This window comes from Pseudomonas sp. H3_E07, from assembly GCF_054668895.1.
Window position 1 is genome coordinate 3,922,376 of the sequence record NZ_CP162795.1, and the last position, 24,707, is coordinate 3,947,082.

Here is a 24,707-nt window from a genome sequence, read left to right on the forward strand (position 1 = left end):
ACCTCGTGGATTGTGCGCGACAGGATGGAGGTATCCAGCCAAGTTACCAATCCCTATGGACAAAATAATTACAAATATTAACGCGTATCACCGGGGGCGGCGACAGCGGCCATTGGTCGTAGAGGGTAGCGCTGAACATTCAGCATAGCGTGCGATGAGATGGACTCTACAAACCGCGTGCGGTTTCATGAAAGATGCCATGCCATTGTTTCAGAAGAACTTTTTCACCGGATACAAAAAAGGCCACTCTTTCGAGTAGCCTTTTTTGATGTTTGGTTGCGGGAGCCGGATTTGAACCGACGACCTTCGGGTTATGAGCCCGACGAGCTACCAGACTGCTCCATCCCGCGTCTGTGGGCGGCATTCTACAGCCCAGCGGCGGGGTGTCAACCGTTAATGAGTCGATGGGTCAAATAAGTGTGAAATGAGCGGTGAAGGTCGACTGCGAAGGGTAAGTGCGCGATGGGTAAAGGTTTTTTGTCTTACAATTTTTGTACAGGTACAAAACAGGCGCGCACAAAAAAGGCCACTCTTTCGAGTAGCCTTTTTTGATGTTTGGTTGCGGGAGCCGGATTTGAACCGACGACCTTCGGGTTATGAGCCCGACGAGCTACCAGACTGCTCCATCCCGCGTCTGTGTGTCGGCATTCTACAGAGGAACGCCGATGTGTCAACCTGTGAATTGAAGAAAAGCGCTTGTGGTTCAATCGGTTAGCTCTCCACAGTGGCCCCTCGATACCTCTCGGGCCCAGGCTGGCCGAGGGTTTCAGCTCTATCAGCGGGCCAAACTCGATTGAGAAAATAAATTCATCTGGGAGTTTTCCTACCGCTCAAGCGGAAGATTCAAACTACTGGTGCTATATACAGGTGCGAATGCGATACTGGCTACCCGTAGGTACACACCCCGTTTATATGACACAGCGCAAAATCATCCACGTCGACTGTGATTGCTTCTACGCCGCCATCGAGATGCGCGATGACCCGAGCCTGGCGCAAAAGCCACTGGCGGTGGGCGGTTCGGCGGACCGGCGCGGGGTGATCGCGACCTGCAACTACGAGGCACGTGCCTATGGCGTGCGCTCGGCCATGTCGTCACGCCATGCCTTGAAGCTGTGCCCGGACCTGACCATCGTCAAGCCGCGCATGGAGGCTTATAAGGAAGCGTCGAAGGAAATCCAGACGATCTTTCGCGACTACACCGACCTGATCGAACCGTTGTCGCTGGATGAAGCCTATCTGGACGTGTCCGACAGTTCGCATTTCGGCGGCAGTGCCACGCGCATTGCCCAGGATATTCGCCGCCGTGTTTCCAACCAATTGCACATCACCGTGTCCGCCGGCGTGGCGCCGAACAAATTCCTGGCCAAGATTGCCAGCGATTGGAAGAAGCCCAACGGACTCTTCGTGATCACTCCGGACCAGGTCGAAGACTTCGTCTCGCAATTGCGTGTGAGTAAGTTGCACGGTGTGGGCAAGGTGACGGCTGACAAACTGGCGCGCCTGGGGATCGAAGACTGCCTGCAGTTGCGCGAGTGGAACAAGCTGGCGCTGGTGCGCGAGTTCGGCAGTTTTGGCGAGCGGTTGTGGAGTCTGGCCCGTGGGATCGATGATCGTGTGGTGCAGAACGACAGTCGCCGGCAATCGATCAGTGTGGAGAATACCTACGACGTGGACCTGCCAGATCTTTCAAGCTGTCTGGCCAAGCTACCTGAGCTGATGGAAACCCTGGCTGGACGTATGGCGCGTATCGACAGCAGTTATCGTGCGGGCAAGCCGTTCGTGAAGGTGAAGTTTCATGACTTTACCCAGACGACACTGGAACAGGCGGGGGCGGGGCGGGACTTGGAGAGTTATCAACAGTTGCTGACGCAGGCGTTCAACCGGGGTGGGAAGCCGGTGCGGTTGCTGGGTATTGGCGTGCGGTTGCTGGATTTAAGCAACGGCAACGAGCAACTTGAATTCTCCTGGTAAAAACCGAAAACCAAATGTGGGAGCGGGCTTGCTCGCGAATACGGCGTGTCAGTCAATGTTGTCGTGACTGACCCACCGCATTCGCGAGCAAGCCCGCTCCCACATGTAGATCTACAACGTTCTTGAAGCCCTAGCGAGCGCCTGGATCGGCAACGAGACGCCCCGCATCCTTGGTCAGCGCCTGCAGGAATTCCTGCTGCAACTCGGGATCATTGCGGGTCAGTTCGATCAGGCTTTGTTCCAGTTCGCTGGCTTCTTCTTCCAGGCCCAGTTCAGACAAGCGTTTGACCCGATGTACCCACTGGCTGACTTCGTCGTCTTCCAAGTCGTCGTAGATCAGGCCGTGGGCTTCCAGCAGCTTGTTGCGCAAGGTGCTGCTGACAGCCAGCGTGGAATCCGAATGCACGTCGTCCTGGCCGTCTTCCACGCTGATCTTCAGCGTGGTGATGCGGTTCAGGTCTTGCTCGGCAAACGGGCTGTCCAACAGGTTCAGGCGCAAGACGCCGTTACGGTCGGTGGTCAGCTCATGGACTTGCTTGCCGGCAGTGACTTGCACCGGTCGTTCGCTCCAGGGCAGGCTCGAATACTCCACACGCTTGTCGCGCTGGACTTCATCGATACCCGCCAGGTTCTGTTGCGCACGGCCGTGGGACTGCACGTTCATGAACGGATTGAGGCCGTCCACGCCATAGGTCAGCCAGTCGCGCGTCACGCTGGTCGGCAGGTTGCCAAGGGCGAATACGTTCACCACATTGGCGCCCGCGCCGGCCACCAGGGCTACGGCACCCAAAGGCATCTCATAGAGTTTGCGCCAGGGTTGGTAGGGGGTGTAGCGGTCGTAACGACGGGTGACTTCGAACTCGGTGACCTCGAAGGTCTTCTGTTCGTGAATCCGTACCCGGCGTTGCGGCAGCTCCAGCACTTTGGGCTCGCCTACATCGATCTGCAGGCTGTGGTCGAGCAACTTACGCTCGACCCGCTCCTCGTGCTCACTGCGTTGCGACATTTGGTTGGCGCAGCCGCTGACCAGCAGGGCGCCGCACAAGGCGGCGCCCCCCAGGGCTCTGGTGTTTCGCTTGAACATGACTTCTCTTGATCTGGTTTTCAGCGACGAATACGCGCCTGAAGGAAAGACAGCACGTCAGCCACCGGCAACGGTTGGGCTTCGGCTTCGGTCCGGCTCTTGTATTCCAGATTGCCATCGGCCAGGCCGCGGTCACTGACCACGATCCGGTGCGGGATGCCAATCAGTTCCATGTCGGCGAACTTGATGCCCGGGCTGGTTTTCTTGTCCCGGTCATCCAGCAGCACTTCAAAACCAGCAGCCGTCAGTTCGGCGTACAGCTTGTCGGTGGCTTCGCGTACTTGCTCGGTTTCATAGCGCAGCGGTACCAGGGCGACCTGGAACGGCGCCAGGGCGTCACTCCAGATGATGCCTTTGTCGTCGTTGTTCTGCTCGATGGCAGCCGCAACCACGCGCGATACGCCAATGCCGTAGCAACCCATTTCCAGGGTGATCGGCTTGCCGTTCTCGCCCAGCACTTCGCACTTCATCGCCTTGCTGTACTTGTTGCCCAGCTGGAAGATGTGCCCGACTTCGATGCCGCGCTTGATTTCCAGGGTGCCCTTGCCATCCGGGCTTGGGTCACCGGCGACCACGTTACGCAGGTCGGCCACGGTCGGAACGGGCAGGTCACGCTCCCAGTTCACGCCGAAGTAGTGCTTGTCGTCGATGTTGGCACCGATACCGAAGTCGCTCATCAGCTCGACCGAACGGTCGATGATGATCGGCAGCGGCAGGTTCAGTGGGCCGAGCGAACCGGCACCGGCGCCAATGGCGTCGCGCAGTTCGGCGTCGGTGGCCATGACCAGCGGGCTGGCCACGCCAGGTTGCTGGGCAGCCTTGATTTCGTTGAGTTCGTGGTCGCCACGGATCACCAGGGCGATCAGCTTGCCTTCTTCCTCGGCGCGCACGATCAGGGTCTTGATGGTCTTTTCAATCGGCAGATTGAATTTTTCCACCAGGGCCGCGATGGTCTTGGTCTCTGGCGTGTCCACCAGGCGCAGTTCTTCAGTCGGCGCAGGGCGGGAGGTTTCCCGCGGCACCGCTTCGGCTTTCTCGATGTTCGCCGCGTAGTCGGAACCGTTGCTGAAGACGATATCGTCTTCGCCGGACTCGGCCAGCACATGGAACTCATGGGAGCCGGCACCGCCGATGGAACCGTTGTCCGCTTCAACCGGGCGGAACTTCAGGCCCAGGCGCGTGAACACGTTGCAGTAGGCAGTGTGCATGCGGTCATAGGTGGCCTGCAGCGACGCCTGGTCGGCGTGGAACGAATACGCATCCTTCATGATGAATTCGCGGCCGCGCATCAAACCGAAGCGTGGGCGGATTTCGTCACGGAATTTGGTCTGGATCTGATACAGGTTCAGCGGCAGCTGCTTGTAGCTGCTCAGCTCGTTGCGCATCAGGTCGGTGATCACTTCTTCGTGGGTCGGGCCGGCGCAGAAATCGCGGCCATGACGGTCCTTGAAGCGCAGCAACTCAGGGCCGTACTCTTCCCAGCGCCCGGATTCCTGCCACAGTTCAGCCGGTTGGGTGCTCGGCATCAACACTTCCAGAGAGCCGGCAGCGTTCATTTCGTCACGAACGATGGCTTCGACTTTGCGCATCACCTTCAAGCCCATGGGCAGCCAGGTGTACAGGCCGGAGGCCAGTTTGCGGATCATGCCGGCACGCAGCATCAGCTGGTGGCTGATCACGACCGCGTCGGAAGGCGTTTCTTTCTGTGTGGCGAGCAAATATTGACTGGTACGCATGGTAGGCCGTTGTCGGTTGCTTGGACTTGAAATGACTCTGGATTGTACGGGCGCCGGCTGCTGGAGTACAGGCATCAGAATGCAGAGGGGTCTGTGGGAGCGGGCTTGCTCGCGAATGCGCAGGATCAGTCCACCTATCCTGCGACTGACACACTGCATTCGCGGGCAAGCCCGCTCCCCCAGGTCAGTCTTCTGTTTTGGGGGCCAACTTCGCCCGCCGATTTTCCTGAAACCAATGCAGCGCAATCAGCACCAGCGTCGGCACACCCAGCATGCAGGTGATCAGGAAGAAATTGTGATAGCCGAACTTCTCCACCATCACCCCCGAATAGCCGCCGATCAGGCGCGGCAGCAACAGCATGATCGAGCTGAGCAGGGCATATTGGGTCGCGGAGAACTTCAGGTTGGTCAGGCTCGACAGGTAGGCCACGAATGCCGAGGTCGCCAGCCCTGAGCTGAAGTTGTCCAGGGAAATGGTGAAAATCAGCATCTGCAGGTCCGGGCCCATGTCGGCGAGCATCACGAACAGCAGGTTGGTACCGGCCGAGGCCACACCGCCGATGAACAGGATCGGCAGGATGCCGAAGCGCACGATCAGCAAGCCGCCCATGCCGGCGCCGAGCAAGGTCATGATCAAGCCGAAGATCTTGCTGACCCCGGCGATCTGGTCCTTGGTGAAGCCCTGGTCGATGTAAAACACGTTGGCCATCACGCCCATCACCGTGTCCGACATGCGATACGTGGCGATCAGCCCAAGCAGCAGTAGCGCCTGCCAGCGGTAGCGCAGGATGAAGTCGTTGACCGGCGTCAGCACCGGCGCCAGGCCACGGCGCCCCATGGCCGAGAGGCACAAGGAGGTGAGGGTGATATAGAGGATGGCGCGCAGGAACGCGCGGTCTTCCATCAACAAGTCCCACAGGCTGACGCCCTGGAACAGCACACTTTCGAAATCGGTGTTGAACAGTTGGGTGAACATGGCCGGTACCGACACCAGCAACACGATCAGCACAAAGACGGACACCAGTTGGTGCGCGAAGCTGTAGCGCCCGGCTTGCAGTTGAGTGCGCAGTGGCACATTGGGTTCGCGCATGAACAGGGTGGTCAGCAGCGCCGGGACCATTAACACGCCGAACAGCACATAGGTGCCGGTCCAGGCCGAGTGTTTATAGTTGAAACCGGTGGAACCGAAACCCTCGGCAAAAAACAGTGCGCCCGCCGTGGCCAGCAGGGCGGCGATGCGATAACCGGACATGTAGCTGGCGGCCAACGCAGCCTGGCGGCTGTCGTCGGCGATTTCCAGGCGATAGGCGTCGACCGCGATGTCCTGGGTAGCGGACGCAAAGGCGACGATGACAGCGATAGCGATCAGCCAAGACAAATGCTTCTGCGGGTCGCAAAAACCCATGCCGATCAAGCCGAGAATCACCAGCGACTGGGCCAGCACCAGCCAGGAACGGCGGCGCCCGAGCTTGCCGAGCAACGGCAGGCGCCATTGGTCGAGCAGCGGTGACCATACCCACTTAAAGGCATACGCCAAACCGATCAGACTCGCATAGCCGATGGTCTCGCGCGCCACACCGGCTTCACGCAACCACACTGAAAGCGTCGAGAACACCAACATGTAAGGCAGGCCGGCGGCAAAGCCGAGCAACAACAGGACCAACGTCGAGGGGCTGGCATAGGCAGCGAGCGCGGCGCGCCAGGTTTTACGGGGCATGGGCTGGAGTCTGCCTCAGATTTGCGGAAACAAAGCGCGCACTCTAACCGCTGTGCTCTACCGGGCGCCAGCCATGGCGCTGAATATCCACGCGATTGTTGCGGACCGTAACGCCTTCATCGCGTAAACGCGCGCGTTGCTCGTCACCCGAGACACTGCCCACCGGCAGACTTATCCGACCACCGGCACCCAACACGCGGTGCCAGGGCAGCTTGGTGTCTTCGGGAAGCTGGCTCAGGGTGCGGCCGACCCAGCGTGCCGCACGACCGAGACCGGCCAGGTGGGCCAGCTCGCCGTAACTCACCACGCAGCCTGCGGGCACTTTGGCCAGGGTCAGGTACAGCGCGGTACGGCGCATTTCGGCGGGGCTTTGGGGGGATTCGGCAGATTGATTCACTGTGAGGCTGTCCGTTGAAATCGTCGGCATTTTTGTAAGAAACGTCTGTAACCATGACGATGAGCATTGAACTGAACCCAGATACTTGAGTCAGTCCTTGCTAAGAACTTATCTAACACGATAATGCCCTTTTTTCGCCAAGCCCGAGCCTCGAATCTGCTTATGTTGTCCAGAACCCTGCTGTGCCTCGCTGTTTTCAGCGCCTCCACGCCCTTGCTGGCCGATACTGTCTGGTTGAAGAACGGTGACCGCCTGACCGGCAAGATCAAGGTCTTCGACGGTGGCAAGCTGCTGATCCAAACCGACTACGCAGGCGCCATCCCTGTGGACTGGAAACAGGTCAAGACCCTGGAAAGCGACCAGGAGTTGCTGGTCAAACAGGACGCCTACACCGGCGAGAAAGCCAAGTCGCTGAAAGCGGCGGATGACGGCAAGGTAGTGCTGGCCAACGGCGAAGCGCCCAAGACCGTCGAACTGGCCAGCATCCAACAAATCATCAAGCCCAAGCCGGTGGTCGAGGATCTGGTGTGGAAGGGTAATGTGGACATGGCGCTGGACTACAAGCGCGCCGACAAAGACACCAACGACTACGACATCGACTTCAAGACCACCGCCCGCCACGGCCAATGGCGCCATACCGGAGAGGGCGAGTACAACCGCGAATTCCAGGACGATGTCACCACCACCGACAATTGGGCTTTGGAATACGACCTCGACCGCTTCCTGACCGAGCATTGGTTCTGGCAGGGTCGCCTGACCTACAAGCGCGACAAGGTTGAAGACCTGTCCCGCCAGCGCACCGTCGGCACGGGCCCGGGCTATCAGTTCTGGGACGATGAGCTGGGTGCCTTCTCCCTGGGCTCGCTGGTCAACCGCACCGACTATGAATACGCCGACGGCGGCAAGGACAACTTCTATTCCCTGGCCATGAAGTGGAACTACAACCGCTACCTGGTGGGCAAGACCGTCGAATTCTTCACCAACGGCGAAGTGGGCAAGCCCATCGGCGGTCCGGCGGAATACTCGCTGGATGCAGAAATGGGCCTGCGCTACAAAGTCACCGAGTGGGCGTCGCTCAACCTCAAGGCCGAGCGCGACATCATCAGTGGCGATTCCGACAGCAGCCTGAGCAAAACCCGCTACACCGCAGGCTTCGGCGTGGCCTGGTAACACGGGCGAACAAAACCTGCTTGGCAACCTTTGCCGATAATGATTACCTTGCGTTGAGATCCATTCCCATATGCCATGGGCGGCTGATTATCCGAGGAGTCATACGTTGAGCGCACAGGTTGCCAAGAACGCCCGAGAGCTGTTGCTCAAGGAATACCGTGGGGCTCTCTCCACACTGTCCAAGGCCATGCCCGGCTTTCCTTTCGGCTCGGTCGTGCCCTATTGCCTGGATGAGCTGGGCCGCCCGCTGATCCTGATCAGCCGCATTGCCCAGCACACCCACAACCTGCAGAAAGATCCCAAGTGCTCGCTGCTGGTGGGTGAGCGCGAAGCGGATGACGTGCAAGCCGTCGGGCGCCTGACCTACCTGGCTGAAGCCGAAAAACTAGAGGAGGGCGCTGCCATTGAGGCGGCGGCCGAGCGTTATTACCGCTACTTCCCCGAGTCAGCCAACTATCACAAGGCCCACGACTTCGATTTCTGGGTGCTCAAGCCCGTACGTCACCGTTACATCGGCGGTTTTGGCGCAATTCACTGGATCGACCAGTTGACCCTGGCCAACCCGTTTGCGGGCAAAGCCGAACGCAGCATGATCGAACACATGAACAGCGATCACACCAAGGCCATTGCCCATTACGTCGACCTGGCCGGTTTGCCGACCTCCGAGCCTGCACAGTTGGCCGGTATCGACAGCGAAGGCCTGCACTTGCGTATAGGCCAATCCTTATATTGGTTGCCGTTTGCGGAGTCTTGCAATACGCCGACACAAGTACGCGAAGCCCTGGTTTCATTGGCCCACGCCGAGGTCTGGCCGAAAAAAGCCACAGCCGACGCTTGAATTCACGAAGTGGCGACGTCATCTAAGGTGGACTGGCAAGGCATTCTTGCGTTGAGGAACCATTTGATGCGCCCTTTTTTATTGCTCTTTCTGCTGTTCCCGGTGTTGGAGCTGTTCGTATTCGTTCAAGTCAGCAGTGCGATCGGGTTTTTTCCGGCCCTGTTGCTGATCATTCTAGGCTCCATGCTCGGCGTTCTGGTGCTGCGCGTCGCTGGCCTGGCCACCGCGCTGCGTGCCCGTGAAAGCCTGAACCGTGGCGAACTGCCCGCCCAGACCATGCTGGAAGGCCTGATGATGGCCCTGGCTGGCGGCTTGTTGATCCTGCCGGGTTTCATCAGCGACGTAGTCGGCCTGGTGATGTTGCTGCCGTTCACCCGCAAGTTGCTGGCCGGCAAGATGCGCCAGCGCGCCGAGGAAGCCGCGATTCGCCAGCGTGCGTTCGCCGACGACCTGCAACCCCGTGGCGGCCCGGCCCCGCGCCAGCCGTTGGGGCGTGAAGGTGATGTGATCGAAGGCGAGTTCGAACACCGCGACAGCAAATAACCGTTTCACGGCACGGCACCTTCGGGTGCCGTGTTGCATTTACGGGCCGGCACGCGCAAAAAATTTCATCCCCGGCCCCTTGTAATCAGCTTATGCGCCCTTATGTAACGGTCACCGCAAGGTTTCTGGTGGCGACACCAGACAGACTTCCGCGTCTTGCTTGGCGAGGCGCGACCGGCACTGCCGGAATACAACCCGCCGGTACAGACACCGGCCGATGAAAAACACAATTAGGAGAGATCGACAATGAGCAAGCTTCGTCCTCTGCACGACCGCGTCGTAATCCGTCGCAGCGAAGAAGAAAAGAAAACCGCTGGCGGTATCGTTCTGCCAGGTTCGGCTGCTGAAAAAGCCAACCACGGTGTGATCGTCGCTGCGGGCCCAGGCAAGACCCTGGAAAACGGTGATGTGCGTGCGCTGGCCGTTAAAGTCGGTGACAAGGTTGTATTCGGCCCTTACTCCGGCAGCAACACGGTGAAAGTCGACGGCGAAGACCTGCTGGTTATGGCTGAGAACGAGATTCTCGCTGTTCTGGAAGACTGATTTTCCCGCTCATTTTCCCGTTACTACACAGTATTTAAGGAATATCGATCATGGCTGCTAAAGAAGTTAAATTCGGCGATTCCGCCCGCAAGAAAATGCTCACTGGTGTCAACATCCTGGCTGACGCAGTAAAAGCGACCCTGGGCCCGAAAGGCCGTAACGTGATCATCGAGAAAAGCTTCGGCGCTCCGACCATCACCAAGGACGGCGTTTCCGTAGCAAAAGAAATCGAACTGGAAGACCGTTTCGAAAACATGGGCGCGCAGCTGGTCAAAGACGTTGCCTCCCGTGCCAACGATGACGCAGGCGACGGCACCACCACCGCTACCGTCCTGGCCCAGGCGATCGTCAACGAAGGCTACAAAGCCGTCGCTGCCGGCATGAACCCGATGGATCTGAAGCGCGGCATCGACAAGGCGACCATCGCCATCGTCGCCGAGCTGAAAAACCTGTCCAAGCCATGCGCTGACACCAAGGCTATCGCTCAGGTAGGCACCATCTCCGCCAACTCCGACAGCTCCATCGGCGACATCATCGCTGAAGCCATGGAAAAAGTCGGTAAAGAAGGCGTGATCACTGTTGAAGAAGGCACTGGCCTGGAAAACGAACTGTCGGTTGTAGAAGGCATGCAGTTCGACCGTGGCTACCTGTCCCCGTACTTCGTCAACAAGCCAGAAACCATGGTTGCCGAGCTGGACAACCCGCTGATCCTGCTGGTCGACAAAAAGATCTCCAACATCCGCGAAATGCTGCCAGTGCTGGAAGCCGTTGCCAAAGCCGGCCGCCCACTGCTGATCGTTTCCGAAGACGTTGAAGGCGAAGCCCTGGCCACTCTGGTTGTGAACAACATGCGTGGCATCGTCAAAGTCGCAGCCGTCAAGGCTCCAGGCTTCGGCGACCGTCGCAAGGCTATGCTGCAGGACATCGCCGTCCTGACCGGCGGTACCGTTATCTCCGAAGAGATCGGCCTGAGCCTGGAAAGCGCTACCCTGGAAAACCTGGGCAGTGCCAAGCGCGTGACCATCTCCAAAGAAAACACCATCATCGTTGACGGTGCTGGCGTTGAGCAGGACATTCAGGCTCGCATCACTCAGATCCGTGCCCAGGTTGCCGAAACTTCGTCCGACTACGACCGTGAAAAACTGCAAGAGCGTCTGGCCAAGCTGTCCGGCGGCGTAGCAGTGATCAAGGTTGGCGCTGGTTCCGAAGTAGAAATGAAAGAGAAGAAAGCCCGCGTTGAAGACGCCCTGCACGCTACCCGCGCAGCCGTTGAAGAAGGCGTGGTACCTGGCGGTGGCGTTGCGCTGATCCGTGCACTGGAAGCCCTGACCAACCTGGCCGGCGATAACGCTGACCAGAACGTCGGTATCGCTGTGCTGCGTCGTGCTGTTGAAGCGCCGCTGCGCCAGATCGCTGCCAACTCCGGCGACGAGCCAAGCGTTGTGGTCAACGAAGTCAAGAACGGCAAAGGTAACTACGGTTACAACGCTGCGACTGGCGTGTACGGCGACATGATCGAAATGGGCATCCTGGACCCTACCAAGGTGACTCGTTCCGCGCTGCAAGCCGCAGCCTCCATCGGTGGCCTGATCCTGACCACCGAAGCGGCTATCGCTGACAAGCCTAAGGCTGAAGGCTCGGCTGGCGGCGGTATGCCAGACATGGGCGGCATGGGTGGCATGGGCGGCATGATGTAAGCCAGCCTTACCCCTGTACTGAAAAAGCCCCGCTTGCAGTGATGCAAGCGGGGCTTTTTTATGCGTGCGTGGAAAGCGCCGGTGGCTGAGCGCGTTTGCCTGCCTAGGTGCTTATCGCCTGCGCCTCAACCTTTGAGGGACGATAGAGCAGCAGGCAGTACAAGCCCAGGCAGACCAGTTCGCGGCGATTTTCGCCCCGACACTGTAGTCAGCTTGTGAAGCTATAGTGAAAATCTCGTTCAACACTACAATCAGTTGAAAACCTATATCTGCGTGCCTTTCAGCTCTATCCCTGAGCCACACTTGGCCTTAAGCTGCGCGAGCCAACACGGCCGTTACCGCGTACGGAGACACTGCCCATGCGAATTCTATTGGTTGAAGACAACCGCGATATTCTGGCCAACCTGGCTGATTACCTGGGGCTAAAAGGTTATACCGTGGACTGTGCGCAGGACGGTTTGTCGGGGCTGCACCTGGCCGCGACCGAGCATTACGACCTGATTGTGCTCGACATCATGCTGCCCGGCATTGATGGCTACACCCTGTGCAAACGCCTGCGTGAAGATGCGCGCCGCGACACGCCAGTGATCATGCTCACTGCCCGCGACCAGCTGGATGACCGGTTGCAGGGCTTCAAGTCCGGCGCCGATGACTACCTGCTCAAGCCGTTTGCCCTGTCGGAACTGGCCGCGCGTATCGAAGCCGTATTGCGTCGCGCCCAGGGGGGCGGGCGCCGCGCCTTGCAGGTAGGCGACTTGAGCTACGACCTCGATACCCTGGAAGTGACCCGCGAAGGGCGCCTGCTCAAGCTCAACCCGGTCGGCCTGAAACTGCTGGCGGTGCTGATGCAGAAGAGCCCGCACGTGCTGCGCCGCGAGATCCTTGAAGAAGCCCTGTGGGGTGATGATTGCCCGGACAGCGACAGCCTGCGCAGCCACGTTCACCAATTGCGCCAAGTGATCGACAAACCGTTCGCCAAGCCGTTGCTGCAAACGGTGCACGGCGTGGGTTATCGCCTGGCTGAGGGTCGTGATGGAGTTTAAGCAAAGCCTTGCCCAACGGATCATCATCGCCTTTGCCTTGATGAGTGCGTTGGTGGCGGGGGCCTTCGCCATGGGTATCGTCGCGACGGTGCACCTGGTGGAAGAGAAGCTGATCTCGGCGGGCCTGGGCGGTGACCTGCAACGCTTGTTGTTGATGGACACGGTCGAAGACTGGCGGCACCGGCCCGAGCCGGATCAGCTGTTCTACTTCAGCGGCGGCCCTGGCGACTTCGAGTTGCCTAAGGATTTACGCCACCTTGAACCCGGTTTCCATGAAGTGTTCCGCGAAGCGCTGTCGTACCACGCCATGGTCGAAGTGGTCGACGGCCGGCGCTACGTGTTGCTGCAAGACCAAAGCGATTTCGAAGAGCGCGAGCGCGTGCTGTTTGCCGTGGTGCTGGTGGGCTTCGTACTCAGCCTGGCGCTGGCGGTATTCCTGGGTTGGGTATTGGCGCGCAAAGTGATGGCGCCGGTCGTGCGCCTGGCCCGCCAGGTGCGTCACCGTGACCAACTGCTGGGCCTGGCACCGCCGCTGGCGCCGGACTACGCGGCCGACGAAGTGGGGGAGCTGGCGGTAGCCTTCGATGCCACCCTGGGGCGTCTGCGTCAGGCATTGTCCCGCGAGCAGTTGTTCACGAGTGATGTCAGCCACGAATTGCGCACGCCGTTGATGGTGCTGGCCAGCTCCTGCGAACTGCTGTTGGAAAACCCGGCCATCGATCAGCGTGGGCGTAACCAGGTGCTGCGTATCGCCAGGGCCTGCGAAGAAATGCGCGAACTGGTGCAGACCTTCCTGATGCTGGCCCGTGCCCAGCACGATGAATCGGCCATGTCGCTGCAGGTGAGCCTTGGGCAGGTGGCGGAGGATCTGCTCGGCATCTGGCGCGAGCCCATCGAGCAAAAAGGCCTGGAGCTGATCTACCAACCCGGTCATCCCCTGGATACGCGCTATAACACTACCTTCCTGCACGCCGTCATGGGCAACCTGCTGCGCAACGCCCTGCATTACACCGAGAAAGGGTTTATCCGTCTGACTCTGGAGCCCGCGGGCTTTGTAGTGGAAGACAGCGGGGTCGGCATTCCCGAAGACAAGCGTGAAGCGATGTTCGAGCCGTTTGTACGCGGCAGCGAGAAGCGCGGAGAAGGCCTGGGCCTGGGGTTGTCGCTGGTGCAGCGCATCTGCGAGAACCAGGGCTGGACCGTGAGCCTCAGCACCATGGAGCCCAACGGTTGCCGCTTTCATGTGCAATTGAGTCAGGTCAACGCCTGACTCCACCCCCCTGCCGTTATCCTGCCAGACATCCCGGTAAATCGGCGAAGATGGCCCCATGCTATTGCTTGTATCTGTAAAGTCTTGAAATGTATGGGATTGGACAGGACAAGTTTTTCACAACGGGTTGACCTGTTGATCACAGTTCGGTGCTTAAGGTTGTAGGCATCAGTCACTGGAGATCCGTTGATGTCTAACCCGATCAAGCTCGAATTTTCCGAAAAGTACGACGACGAGCACGCCCAGAATTATTTGCTCAAACATCAGGACAATCTGGCCCGTCGGCTGTCACACAAACGCGACGAGCAGTTGGCCCGTGGCGCGTTGGCGATGGCTGGCGAGCCGGGGCTGGTGTTGGACCTGCCGTGCGGTGCGGGGCGTTTCTGGCCACTGTTGGCGGAAAAACCCAATCGCGTGATCATCGGCGCGGACAATTCGGCCTCCATGTTGAAGGTCGCAACGGTCGCTCAGCCCGCTGACGTCGTGAAACGGGTACGGCCTTTGCAGACATCTGCCTTTGATATTGATCTGCCAGATAACGCTGTCGACAGTATTTTCTGTATGCGCCTGATGCACCACATTGGTGATCCCGCGCATCGGTTGGCGATACTGCGGGAGTTTCAGCGTGTTACGCGTGACAGCGTGATCCTTTCGCTGTGGGTAGACGGCAATTTCAAGGCCTGGAAGCGCAAGCGCGCCGAAGTGAAACGTCGCAAGAAGGGTGAGCAGGACGGTTACCAAAACCGGTTTGTGTTACCGGCTGCTACTGTTGAAGCAGAATTTGAGGAGGCCGGTTTTCGGGTCCAGGAATCCCTGGACTTCATACCGCTGTACGCCATGTGGCGAGTGTATGTATTGCGCAAGAGGTAACAGGATGGCAGTTGAGTGCGTAGCAGGCAGTCATGTAGCGCCCGAAGAACGATTCGATTATTTCTGGCGTCAGCAGGGTGAGTGGGTCGAGGAGCCCAACCGTCGGCGTGGCGGTGAAAGTGGCGTACAACGCGTGATGAGCACCAATGGCCGCCTGCTCTACAGCAAGCGCCAGACCGGGCATATCTACCGCAGTTGGCTGCACCCGTTTGGCCGTCCCACCGTGTTGCGTGAGCGGGATGCGATCAAGGGCCTGCGCCTGTTGGATGTACGCGTGCCGGAAATGGTCTTTTGTGAGGCGCGCCGCGACCCCGAGCACGGCTGGAAGGCCCTGTTGGTGACCGCAGCCCTCGAAGGCTTCGACGAAATTGAAAACTGGTACGCCGCGGGTGGTCGTGAGCAGTACGGCGAGGTGGTGCATGAGCGTGTGCTCAAGGAACTGGCTGGCACGCTTGCGCGTATGCACAAGGGCCGTTGGCAGCATGGCTGCCTGTACATCAAGCATATTTTCGTGCGGGTGACGGGCGCAGGCGATTCGGCCAACGTCGAAGTGGCATTGTTGGATTTCGAAAAATGCCGCCAGCGCTTGACCGCTTATCGGGCCGCTTCCCATGACATGCTGCAACTGCGCCGCCATTCGTCGTGGAACGATACCGACTGGAAGAAACTCAGCTACTTTTACGAGACGGCGTTTGGCAGCGCTATCAAGGGTTTAACCAGATGAAGCTAGAAATAGCACGAGGTTTTTTCTTGGTCGGGGCGTTGGGCGTTGCAGCCTTGGCGCTGGCGGCCTGGGAACAGCCTCGCACACAGGTGCTCAGTGCAACGCAGGGTGGCGCGCAATGCCTGTTGCCGCGCGTCGCCAAGGCGAGCACGGCGGCCAAGCCTGATCATGAGTTGTTGCTGTTCATGTTCGGCATGTCTCAAGGGATGAGGCCACAGAGTTGAAACGATTCAAACCCCCAGAAAAGGGCCTTGCGATGCGAGGCCCTTTTTTTGGGATGTGTGTCAGGCCTTGTCCGGTTTGGCGAGCAAGGTGTACACGCACGGCAGCACAAACAAGGTAAACAGCGTACCGATCGACATCCCCGTGGCAATCACCATGCCGATATCAAACCGGCTCACCGCACCGGCACCCGTCGCCAAGATCAGCGGCACCATGCCGAACACCATTGCCGCGGTGGTCATCAACACCGGTCGCAGGCGAATTGCCGCGGCTTCCTCCACCGCCTGCCTGGGCGTCAGGCCCTTGTCTTTGCGCAATTGGTTGGCGAACTCGACGATCAGGATCCCGTGTTTGCTGATCAGGCCGATCAGCGTCACCAGGCCAACCTGGGTGTAGATGTTCATGCTCGACCAACCAAGGAACAGCGGAATCAGCGCCCCGCAGATCGACAGCGGCACCGTTACCAGGATCACCAAGGGGTCACGGAAACTCTCGAACTGCGCCGCCAGTACCAGGAAGATGATCGCCAGGGCCAGGCCAAAGGTCGCCCACAGCGCCGTGCCTTCCTGGATGAATTGCCGGGACGCGCCGCTGTAGTCGAACGCGTAACCGGGCGGAGTCTCTTCAATAGCGATCTGGCGCACGGTGTCGATGGCCTCGCCCATGCTGACGATGGGGAAGCCTGAGATCAGCGCCGAGTTGAGTTGCTGGAACTGGTTCAACTGCCGGGGGCGGGCGCGGTCCGTCACGGTGATCAGGGTCGAGAGTGGCAGCACTTCACCCTGGGCGTTCTTCACGTAGTAGTTGTTCAGCCACTCGGGGTTGTCGCGGTAGGTGCGCTCGACCTGGGCGATCACCTTGTAACTGCGCCCGTCCAGGGTGAATCGGTTGATTTCCGCCTCGGCCAGCAAGGTCGCCAGGGTACCGCCGAGGTCCTGCATCGATACGCCCATCTGCGCCGCCTTGGCGCGGTCGATGTCCACCACCACTTCGGGTTTGTCGAACGCCAGGTCGATATCGACAAAGGCGAACTTGCCCGACTCCATCGCGCGCTTCTTCACGCGATTGGCCACTTCGAGCAACGACTCATAATCGTTGGCCGTGTTGATCACAAAGCCGAACGGCAGCCCTTCGCCCGTGCCCGGCAGGGACGGCAGGTTGAAGCCGAACACCTGCAGGCCGGGAATCTGCTCAAGGCGTTTTTGCACCTCGGGCAGGATCTGCATCTGGGTGCGGTCGCGCTCGTTCCACGGCTTGAGCAGGAAGCCGCCGATGCCTGATTGCACGCCGTTGAAACCGTTGATCTGGAACGACGAGTAGTACTCCGGAAACGCCTTGAAGATGTTGATGAACTCGTCGGTGTAGGTGTTGAGGTATTCCAGGTTGGTCGGCTGCGGTGCGCTGGCAATCATGAAGATGATGCCTTGGTCTTCGTCGGGGGCCAGTTGCGACTGGGTGAACTTGAGGAACACCGGAATCAGGCACAGCACGATCAAGGCAAACACGATTACCACCGGCCGCGTGTTCAGGGTGCCGTGCAACATGCGTTGGTAGCGGCGCTTGAGGCCATCGAACATTCGGTCGAGGCGGTGGGCCAGACCCGACGGGTTTTCATCATGGCGCAACAGCAGCGCGCACATCATCGGCGACAGGGTCAGGGCGACAATGCCGGAAATGATCACCGCCCCGGCCAGGGTCAGGGCGAACTCCTTGAACAAGGCGCCGGTAAGTCCTTCGAGAAAGCCGATCGGCGCATACACCGCCGCCAAGGTGATGGTCATCGACACCACCGGGAGGGCGATCTCCCGTGCACCTTCCAATGCCGCATCCAGCGGCGTCTTGCCTTCCTCGATGTGCCGGTGGATGTTTTCCACCACCACGATGGCGTCGTCCACCACCAGGCCGATAGCCAGCACCATCGCCAGCAAGGTCAGCAGGTTGATCGAGTAGCCCATCAACTGCATGAAAAACAGCACGCCGATCATCGACAGCGGAATGGTGATCACCGGGATCACCACCGAACGCAGGGCCCCAAGGAACAGGAACACCACCACGATCACGATCAGCACGGCTTCAAACAGCGTCTTGACCACTTCGTTGATGGACGCCTGGATAAACAGCGTGGCGTCGTAGGCAATTTCCGCCTTGAGGTTGGGTGGCAGCTGGGACTCCAGCTCCGGCAGGATCTTGCGCACTTCCTTGATCACATCCAGCGGGTTGGCGCTGGGCGTGGCCTTGATGCCGATGTACACCGACGGCGTGCCGCCAAACGAGCTGATGGCGTTGTAGTTTTCCGCGCCCATTTCCACCCGGGCCACGTCCCGCAGCAGCACGCGGCTGTCGCCGTCGGTTTTCACGCTGATGGCGCCGAACGCTTCGGCGGACTTGAGGTCGGTGTTGGCATTGATGCTGGTCACCACGAACTCGCCCTTCACCTCGCCGGCAGCGGAGAGGAAGTTGTAGCGGCGCACGGCGTCGGTGATGTCGCTGGCACTGAGGCCGAAACCGGCCAATTTCACCGGGTCGAGCCAGATGCGCATGGCGAACACCTGGTTGCCGAGGATCTCCGCTTCGGCCATGCCCGGCAGGGTGGCGAGCTTGGGTTGGATGACCCGCGACAAGTAATCGGTGATCTGTGGGTTGCTCAACTGCCCGCTTGAAAAGCTGATGTACATCAGCGCCGAGGCATCGGCAGCCTCTTTGCTCAGCACCGGGTCTTCGGCGTCTTGCGGCAGCTTGTTCTTGACCTCGTTGGCCTTGGCCAGCAGTTCGGTAAACAGGCGGTCGCTGTTGGAGCCGATGCGTGCGTAGATCGAGATCACCGAAAAGTTCTGGCGGCTCACCGAGGTCATGTAGTCGATGCCTTCGGCACTGGCCAGGCTTTGCTGCAAGGGCTGGGTGATGTAGCCCTGAATGGTCTCGGCATTCGCGCCGGGGTAGGCGGTGGTCACCGTGATCAGGGCGTTTTCCATGCTCGGGTATTGGCGCAGCGGCAACGTGCTGTAGGCCTGGAAACCCAGCAGCACGATCAGCAGGCTGACCACCATGGCCAGCACCGGACGGCGGATAAAGACGTCTGTGAACTTCATGGCTCAATGCCCTGCCGGTAGGTTTTTGTCCGGGCTGATGGCAATGGGCGTGCCGTTGTCCAGTTTCAGCTGGCCGGCGCTGACCACCTGTTCACCGGCCTTGAGGCCCTTGCTCACCAGCACCAGGCCGCCGCGTCGCTCACCGGTCTCGACGAAGCGTCGCTCGGCGATCAGCAGCGGCTTGCCATCGGCGTCCTTTTCTACCTCGCCGCCCTCGGTTTTTTTCTCGGCCACGGCGTACACCGAATTGCCGTAGAGGGTGTAGGTGATCGCGCCTTCCGGCACCACAATCTGCGGGGCGGGATTGGGCAGTAGCACGTCCAGGCGGGTGAACATACCGGGCAGCAGCTTGCCCTCCGGGTTGGCCAGGGTGGCGCGTACCAGCACGTTGCGCGTGCTGTTCTCGACCTTGGGGTTGATCGCACTGATGCTGCCGGGGAATTGTTCGCCGGGATAAGCCGAGACCTCCACCTGCACCGGCTGCCCGGGGGCGACCTTGGGCACGGCGTGTTCGGGGATATAGAAGTCGACGTAGAGGCTGCTGAGGTCTTGCAAGGTAGCGATCACCGTGCCGCTGGCCAGGTAGTCGCCCACGTCCACCTGGCGAATGCCGATGGTGCCGCCGAACGGCGCGACGATGTGCTTCTTCGCCAGGGAGGCCTTGAGCTGATTGACGGTGGCCTTGTTCTTTTGCAGTTGCGCGGAAAGGCGGTCGAACTCGCCTTTTGAGATGGCTTGGCTGCCCACCAGTTGGCTGCCGCGACCGTAATCCAGCTGCGCCAGGCCTAAGTCGGCCTGGGCAGTTTCCAGCAGCGCGCTTTCCACCGCGCTGTCGAGTTGCACCAAGGGTTGCCCGGTCTTGACCTTCTGTCCGGACTCGAACTGCACGTCCTTGACGGTGCCGGCAATCTCCAGGCTCAGGTTGACTCCTTGCAACGCCTTGAGCGTGCCCACCGAGGATACGCGCAGCTGCCAGGGCTGCTCGGTCGCCGTCGCCACGGCCACACTCACTGCCGGCTTGGGCTTGGAGAAGACTTGGATCTGCTGATAGATGGAAAAGGCTTTATAGCCCGCCAGCAGCAGGACGATTAACAGGACCACACCCAACATGATCAGCATGCGACGACGCAGCATATTCCGATTCCTTGGAGAACCTTGAAGGCAGGTAAGCGTTTTGTAGGCGCGAGCTTGCTCGCAATGAACGTGTACGCACCGCGTTCATCCAGGCTTCACGCATTATCGTTGAGGTTTTTCGCGAGCAAGCTCGCGCTTACAAAGTGTAGTGGGGATTTCAGACGGTATTTTTGACAGGTAACAGGGCCAGGATGGGCCCTGTTAAGCGCGGCGGGGTCAGATCAGATGCAGATGGTTATCCCAGAGCCCTGCCGGTAATTCCAACGGTTTTGCTACCAACTGTTTCTGGCGGCAATCGTAGAACCGGCAGCGGCCTTGGCCCGAGGTCACGACAAAGCCATCCTCGACTGCACCCACACCGGCACAGTCGGGCAGCGGCCCATCCAGGCGCAGCTCGCCGCTGTCCATGTCCCAGATAAAGAAGCGATTGCCCCGTGGCGCGGTCAACGCCACCAGGCGTAATTCGCTGTGCACGGCGACGCTGGCGGTGTAGTGCCCCATGGCCTGCAACTGCTCATCGGCCACCGGAAACGCCACGAACGGCTGGCCCGGACGTTTGATTGCCAACAGCTCGGAACGCTCCTGGGACGGTCCCATGAACTGCTGCCCGGTGAGGATGGTGCCATCGCTGGCGATCCCCATATGGCGCACGCTGTTCATCTGCTGGCCCAGGGTTTCCTTGCTGATCAGGCGGCCGTCGCGGTGCATCAGCACCAGGCTTGGCTCCATGGCGTTGAGGTTCATTTCCACGCGACTTTCGGCTTCGGTACGAATGCCGCCGTTGGCCACCACCAGCGTCTCACCGTCGGGCATCCACGACACCTGATGCGGGCCGATGCCATGGGTGGAGATCTCGCCGGTATGCACCAGCCGTTCGCCTTCGAACTTATACACACCGAGCAGGCCACGGCCGGGGTCGCTTGTGTCGTTTTCGGTGGCGTACAGCCAGTCGCCGCTCTGATGGATGACCGCGTGGCCGTAGAAGTGGCGATTGGCTTTCGAGGTGATGGTTTGCAGCAGCGCGCCATTACGCAGGTCAATCAGGTAACTCTCGGTGCCCGGGCGACGGGCGACAAACAGAGCAATCGGCAGCGTCGGGTGGTTGATGATGTCGTGGCAACGCTGGCCGACCTGGGTGGTAAACACCGGCTTGCCGTCCAGGCGATAGCCCACGGCGTAGTGCTTGCCGTCTGCATCATCCCGCGCCGAGAGCAGCAGCGGGCCCTTGTCTTTCCCCTTGAACAGCGTCCAGCCACCCAGCGTGAGAGCACTGAGCAATACGCTGCCAACCGCCAAAGCCTGTCGCCTGAGCATCATCAGTCACCGTCGTTGGCGTTAAAGCCCAGTTGAATGCCCAGCGCCTTGGCCAACTCGCCTTCGTGCAGGCGGTGGACGACGTTGAGGCTGTCGTAGATATCGTTAAGCTGCTGGCGTCCGGCGTCGTCGGCCAGCAGTTCATTGAGGGTGCGCTGGTTGCTGGCAAACAGTTTCAGCGACGCAGCATAGGCGGCGTCGATCTTGTCGGCCAACGGCTTCTGCTCGGACGGCAGCAGGCCACGCAGGCCCTTGTTGTCGACGCCGACCCACACGGTCTGGGCCGCCGCGAGGCTGGCTTCGAGGCTTTGCAGGGACGACTGGCTGCGCCAGGCATCGGCCTGGAAGGGCTGCGGGATGCCTTTGGTCTGGCGACCCATCGGCGTACCGAGTTTCTTTTTCAGGGTGTCCAGCGCGGTCACCTGGACGCGCAGTAGATCGGCGATGGCTTCGTGGGAATCGGCGTAGCGCTGGTTCGGAAACTTGGTCATCTGCGCCAGCATGCCGTCGGTGCTGTTCCAGCTGGCCAGGATCTCTTCGGCCAGCGCCTTCTGACGGTCGCCGATCGCCACCAGCAGCGGGCAGTAACGGGCCTTTTGCGCTTCGTCAGCGATGTCGGTCTTGGTGTCGTAGAGGATGTATTCGTAGGCCGACAGGCCTTGCACCACCACACTGGACTTGGCGAGGGCGGCGCCGTCGATCTGCGGCTGGCTGGCGACCAGTTGCTCGACCTGCCGGCCGACCAGGTTCTTCTTGTCTGGCCAGAACTGTACCTGCCACGAACGGTTGCCTTCCGCCAGCGGGCCGATCAACAGCGGTTGCAGCTCGGCCCAGGCCTTTTGCGCGTGCAGGAAGTCGGCACGGGCGGTGTCCAGGCTCTCTTTGCCCTGGCAATAGGCCAGGGCGCTGACGGCCAGTTGGCGGTCGGCTTCGACCCAGCGGCTGTAGGTCGGCAGGATCACTTGCTTGGCGATGGCCGCCGAGGTCACTGCTTGCGGGTCTTGCGGCGAGCAGGCGCCGAGTGCGAGGGCGGCCAGGCTGGTGAACAACAACTTGGGACGGAACATGTCGAGCTCCCTTCTGTAATTGGGGCGAAGCTTATAAAGAATTCAGGAACGCCAGCAACGCAGCGCGCTGCTCGGCATTAAAGGACAACACCTGCTGCTGCGCCGCTTGTGCTTCACCGCCGTGCCACAGCACGGCTTCCAGCAGGTTGCGGGCGCGGCCGTCATGCAAGAACTGGGTGTGGCCACTCACGGTCTGCGTCAGGCCGATGCCCCACAACGGCGGCGTGCGCCAGTCGCGGCCACCGGCCTTGAATTCGCTGCGGTTGTCGGCCAGGCCGTCGCCCATGTCGTGCAACAGCAGGTCGCTGTAGGGGCGGATCACCTGGTTGGCCAGCTCGGGTTCGGCGGCATTCGCGGCCGTGGTGAAGGCTGGCGTGTGGCAACCCTGGCAGCCCGCTTGATAGAACAGGGTTTTACCGGCCAGCACCTGCGGCGTGTTGACGCCACGGCGTGCCGGCACGGCGAGGTTGCGGGTGTAGAACAGCACCAGGCGCAGGATATTGTCACTGACTTCCGGCTCGCCATCGGGGCCATTGCCGTTGGGGGCCTGTTTGCAGGCGACTTGGGCGTCGGTGCAGTCATCGAACGGTCTCAGGGTGGTGGTAAGGCCCATATCACCAGAGAACGCGTGAACATTTTGTTGATTGAGGTTGGGTTGCCCGGCCTTCCAGCCAAAACGCCCGAGCACGGTTTTTTGCTGGGCATCGTCCCAGACCCAGTTGGCGCGGCCGATGATGGCTGCTTTGTCGGCGGTTTTCGGGTCGGTGTTGCGCAAGATATCAGCGTCGCTGATGGCTTCGAGCAGGCCCAGGCCAATCATCGGCGGGGCGATGCGTGCGGAGAAACGAGTGTCCGGATGCATCGGGCCGTAGCCAAGCTGGGTGATTTGCAGGTCCGGCTTGCGCAACTCGACCACTGTGCCGTCTTTGAATGTCACGTTGACCGGTGTGTAGTCGACGCGCACCTTGCCTTCCGGCGTTACCCCCGGCACGGCCATGTCCTGCAGTTGCCCGCCGTAGACCGGCTCGGGCACCACACCGACCTGTTCGATGAGCTTGGCATACGGCGCTGCATCCGGAATGGACAGGCGCACCAGCATCGACACGGCATTAGGTGCGTCAGGTAACGGCGGATGCCCGCGACCGTCTTTGATATGGCAATTCTGGCAGGCATTGGTGTTGAACAGCGGGCCCAGGCCATCACGCGCGGTGGTGGTGGACGGCGCGATCACCCAGGGGCTGCGAAAGAAGCTATTGCCGACGCTGAAATCCAGCCGACGAGTGGGCGACAGGTTGGCCGATGGCAGCGAAAACGCGTTCTGGTCGCGCTTGTTCACGGTCGCCGCACCGCCCGCCCGTGCTTCACCCGGCTCGGCCTTGGTAAACCTGGGCGAGTCATCGCAGGCGGTCAGGCTCAAGGCCAGCAAGGCTGCGGACAGGCGAAAAAGCGAGCGGAGCATCGAGTTTCCTGAACCAAGGCAGAAAATAAGGTCGCAAAGTCTAACAGGGCGGGGCGCAATGAATAAGAGCAATTATCGTTTGGTCGAATTCGATTCATTCCCGCTAGAATGGCCGCACATTTTTCTCTGGAGGTGGCCAATGCAGGCTCTCGACGCTTTGCTCAACCGTGTTTCCGTGCCGCGTTTGCTGGAACCGGCACCGACCCAGGAGCAGCGCGACGTGCTGTTCGCCGCCGCCATGCGCGCGCCCGACCACGGCCAACTGCGTCCGTGGCGTTTCCTCACTGTCGAAGGGGCCGCCCGCGAACAGATGGGCACGCTGCTGGCCGAAGCTGCCCGCCTGCAAGACGCCGATGCGCCACAAGCTGCCATCGACAAGGCCCAGAACGGCCCATTGCGCGCCCCCTTGGTAGTGGTGGTGATTGCCCGTCTGCAGGAGCACTTCAAGGTGCCGAAATCCGAGCAATTGCTGGCGGCGGCCTGTGCAGCCCACGGCATCCTGCTGGCAGCGTATGCCCAGGGGATTGGTGCCGTGTGGCGCACTGGTGAATTGTCCTACTCGGCCCACGTCGCCAAAGGCCTGGGGCTCACGGCAGACGAGGAAGTGATTGGCTTCCTCTACCTGGGCACACCGCAGAACCCGCCGCGTACCGCAGCTAAAGAAGACCTGACGCAGTTTGTCAGCGCCTGGACCGGTCTCTGAACCACCGCCGATCTGCTCTATGTGGGAGCTGGCTTGCCTGCGATAGCATCGACTCGGTTCTTTAGGGACACCGAGTTGCCTGCATCGCGGGCAAGCCCGGCTCCCACATGGATCTC

Annotated in this window: 21 protein-coding genes and 2 tRNA genes; 12 read left to right on the forward strand and 11 right to left on the reverse strand. The window is 60.3% G+C overall.

Translation table 11 applies throughout. The annotated features are described in order from the left end of the window. Positions 1-273: 273 nt before the first annotated feature. Together AB4O08_RS17955 and AB4O08_RS17960 are read right to left on the reverse strand one after the other, a co-directional pair. A tRNA-Met gene (locus AB4O08_RS17955) sits at positions 274-350 on the reverse strand. 206 nt (positions 351-556) lie between these two features. Beyond that, positions 557-633: transfer RNA gene (locus tag AB4O08_RS17960), tRNA-Met, on the reverse strand. Positions 634-912: 279 nt separating this feature from the next. On the opposite strand from AB4O08_RS17960, the gene dinB reads away from it, so the two are divergent. Further along, positions 913-1,971: a DNA polymerase IV gene (gene dinB / locus AB4O08_RS17965; protein WP_010207998.1), complete on the forward strand. Its 1,059-nt coding sequence runs from the start codon at positions 913-915 to the stop codon at positions 1,969-1,971. Between the two features lie 130 nt (positions 1,972-2,101). Here dinB and AB4O08_RS17970 read toward each other — a convergent pair whose 3' ends face one another. The 4 genes from AB4O08_RS17970 to AB4O08_RS17985 all read right to left on the reverse strand — a co-directional run bounded on the left by AB4O08_RS17970 (position 2,102) and on the right by AB4O08_RS17985 (position 6,866). Then, positions 2,102-3,055 (reverse strand): hypothetical protein, encoded by a 954-nt coding sequence (locus AB4O08_RS17970; RefSeq protein ID WP_010207999.1) that lies wholly within the window; start codon positions 3,053-3,055, stop codon positions 2,102-2,104. A 20-nt stretch (positions 3,056-3,075) separates the two neighbouring features. Further along, positions 3,076-4,791 carry a proline--tRNA ligase gene (locus AB4O08_RS17975; RefSeq protein ID WP_460114254.1) on the reverse strand — a complete coding sequence of 572 codons (1,716 nt, stop codon included), beginning with the start codon at positions 4,789-4,791 and terminating at the stop codon, positions 3,076-3,078. A 184-nt stretch (positions 4,792-4,975) separates the two neighbouring features. Beyond that, positions 4,976-6,508, reverse strand: coding sequence for an AmpG family muropeptide MFS transporter (locus AB4O08_RS17980; RefSeq protein ID WP_010208001.1), 1,533 nt, complete (start codon positions 6,506-6,508; stop codon positions 4,976-4,978). 43 nt (positions 6,509-6,551) lie between these two features. Further along, positions 6,552-6,866, reverse strand: coding sequence for an MGMT family protein (locus tag AB4O08_RS17985; protein ID WP_460114870.1), 315 nt, complete (start codon positions 6,864-6,866; stop codon positions 6,552-6,554). A gap of 201 nt (positions 6,867-7,067) precedes the next feature. Between AB4O08_RS17985 and AB4O08_RS17990 the strand changes: the two genes are divergently transcribed. From AB4O08_RS17990 to AB4O08_RS18035, 10 genes are all read left to right on the forward strand, one after another. Continuing rightward, positions 7,068-8,075, forward strand: coding sequence for a DUF481 domain-containing protein (locus tag AB4O08_RS17990; protein ID WP_010208003.1), 1,008 nt, complete (start codon positions 7,068-7,070; stop codon positions 8,073-8,075). 106 nt (positions 8,076-8,181) lie between these two features. Beyond that, the gene (locus AB4O08_RS17995) at positions 8,182-8,913 is read left to right on the forward strand and encodes a HugZ family pyridoxamine 5'-phosphate oxidase (protein WP_137206212.1); all 732 of its coding nucleotides are present in this window, start codon (positions 8,182-8,184) and stop codon (positions 8,911-8,913) included. A 66-nt stretch (positions 8,914-8,979) separates the two neighbouring features. Then, positions 8,980-9,456, forward strand: coding sequence for an FxsA family protein (locus AB4O08_RS18000; RefSeq protein WP_016975517.1), 477 nt, complete (start codon positions 8,980-8,982; stop codon positions 9,454-9,456). Between the two features lie 246 nt (positions 9,457-9,702). Beyond that, entirely contained in the window at positions 9,703-9,999 is a 297-nt protein-coding gene (locus AB4O08_RS18005) for a co-chaperone GroES (RefSeq protein WP_003175874.1), read from the forward strand. Positions 10,000-10,049: 50 nt separating this feature from the next. Beyond that, positions 10,050-11,696 (forward strand): chaperonin GroEL, encoded by a 1,647-nt coding sequence (gene groL / locus AB4O08_RS18010; RefSeq protein ID WP_010208010.1) that lies wholly within the window; start codon positions 10,050-10,052, stop codon positions 11,694-11,696. A gap of 359 nt (positions 11,697-12,055) precedes the next feature. Then, a complete protein-coding gene (gene colR / locus AB4O08_RS18015) occupies positions 12,056-12,739 on the forward strand; it encodes a two-component system response regulator ColR (RefSeq protein WP_003175870.1) in 684 nt (227 codons plus the stop codon). Beyond that, positions 12,729-14,009, forward strand: a complete 1,281-nt coding sequence (locus tag AB4O08_RS18020; protein WP_010208012.1) for a sensor histidine kinase — start codon at positions 12,729-12,731, stop codon at positions 14,007-14,009. The genes colR and AB4O08_RS18020 overlap by 11 nt, the downstream gene beginning before the upstream one ends. Before the next feature lie 189 nt (positions 14,010-14,198). After that, positions 14,199-14,879, forward strand: coding sequence for a class I SAM-dependent methyltransferase (locus AB4O08_RS18025; RefSeq protein ID WP_010208014.1), 681 nt, complete (start codon positions 14,199-14,201; stop codon positions 14,877-14,879). A gap of 4 nt (positions 14,880-14,883) precedes the next feature. Continuing rightward, complete coding sequence (locus AB4O08_RS18030; protein WP_010208016.1) at positions 14,884-15,603, forward strand: lipopolysaccharide kinase InaA family protein; 720 nt, start codon at positions 14,884-14,886, stop codon at positions 15,601-15,603. Next, entirely contained in the window at positions 15,600-15,827 is a 228-nt protein-coding gene (locus AB4O08_RS18035; RefSeq protein ID WP_010208018.1) for a hypothetical protein, read from the forward strand. The genes AB4O08_RS18030 and AB4O08_RS18035 overlap by 4 nt, the downstream gene beginning before the upstream one ends. A 60-nt stretch (positions 15,828-15,887) precedes the next feature. Here the strand turns inward: AB4O08_RS18035 and AB4O08_RS18040 are convergent, their stop codons facing one another. The 5 genes from AB4O08_RS18040 to AB4O08_RS18060 form a co-directional block, all read right to left on the reverse strand. After that, entirely contained in the window at positions 15,888-18,914 is a 3,027-nt protein-coding gene (locus AB4O08_RS18040) for a multidrug efflux RND transporter permease subunit (RefSeq protein WP_010208020.1), read from the reverse strand. A 3-nt stretch (positions 18,915-18,917) separates the two neighbouring features. Beyond that, positions 18,918-20,048 carry an efflux RND transporter periplasmic adaptor subunit gene (locus AB4O08_RS18045; protein WP_010208021.1) on the reverse strand — a complete coding sequence of 377 codons (1,131 nt, stop codon included), beginning with the start codon at positions 20,046-20,048 and terminating at the stop codon, positions 18,918-18,920. Between the two features lie 216 nt (positions 20,049-20,264). Then, a complete protein-coding gene (locus AB4O08_RS18050; RefSeq protein ID WP_010208022.1) occupies positions 20,265-21,362 on the reverse strand; it encodes a DUF1513 domain-containing protein in 1,098 nt (365 codons plus the stop codon). Positions 21,363-21,364: 2 nt separating this feature from the next. Then, on the reverse strand, positions 21,365-22,429 hold the full coding sequence (locus tag AB4O08_RS18055; protein WP_460114255.1) for an imelysin family protein: 1,065 nt from the start codon (positions 22,427-22,429) through the stop codon (positions 21,365-21,367). A gap of 31 nt (positions 22,430-22,460) precedes the next feature. After that, positions 22,461-23,888 carry a di-heme oxidoreductase family protein gene (locus AB4O08_RS18060; protein WP_305377840.1) on the reverse strand — a complete coding sequence of 476 codons (1,428 nt, stop codon included), beginning with the start codon at positions 23,886-23,888 and terminating at the stop codon, positions 22,461-22,463. 139 nt (positions 23,889-24,027) lie between these two features. On the opposite strand from AB4O08_RS18060, the gene AB4O08_RS18065 reads away from it, so the two are divergent. Beyond that, on the forward strand, positions 24,028-24,591 hold the full coding sequence (locus tag AB4O08_RS18065) for an NAD(P)H nitroreductase (protein WP_010208025.1): 564 nt from the start codon (positions 24,028-24,030) through the stop codon (positions 24,589-24,591). The last annotated feature ends 116 nt before the right edge of the window (positions 24,592-24,707 follow it).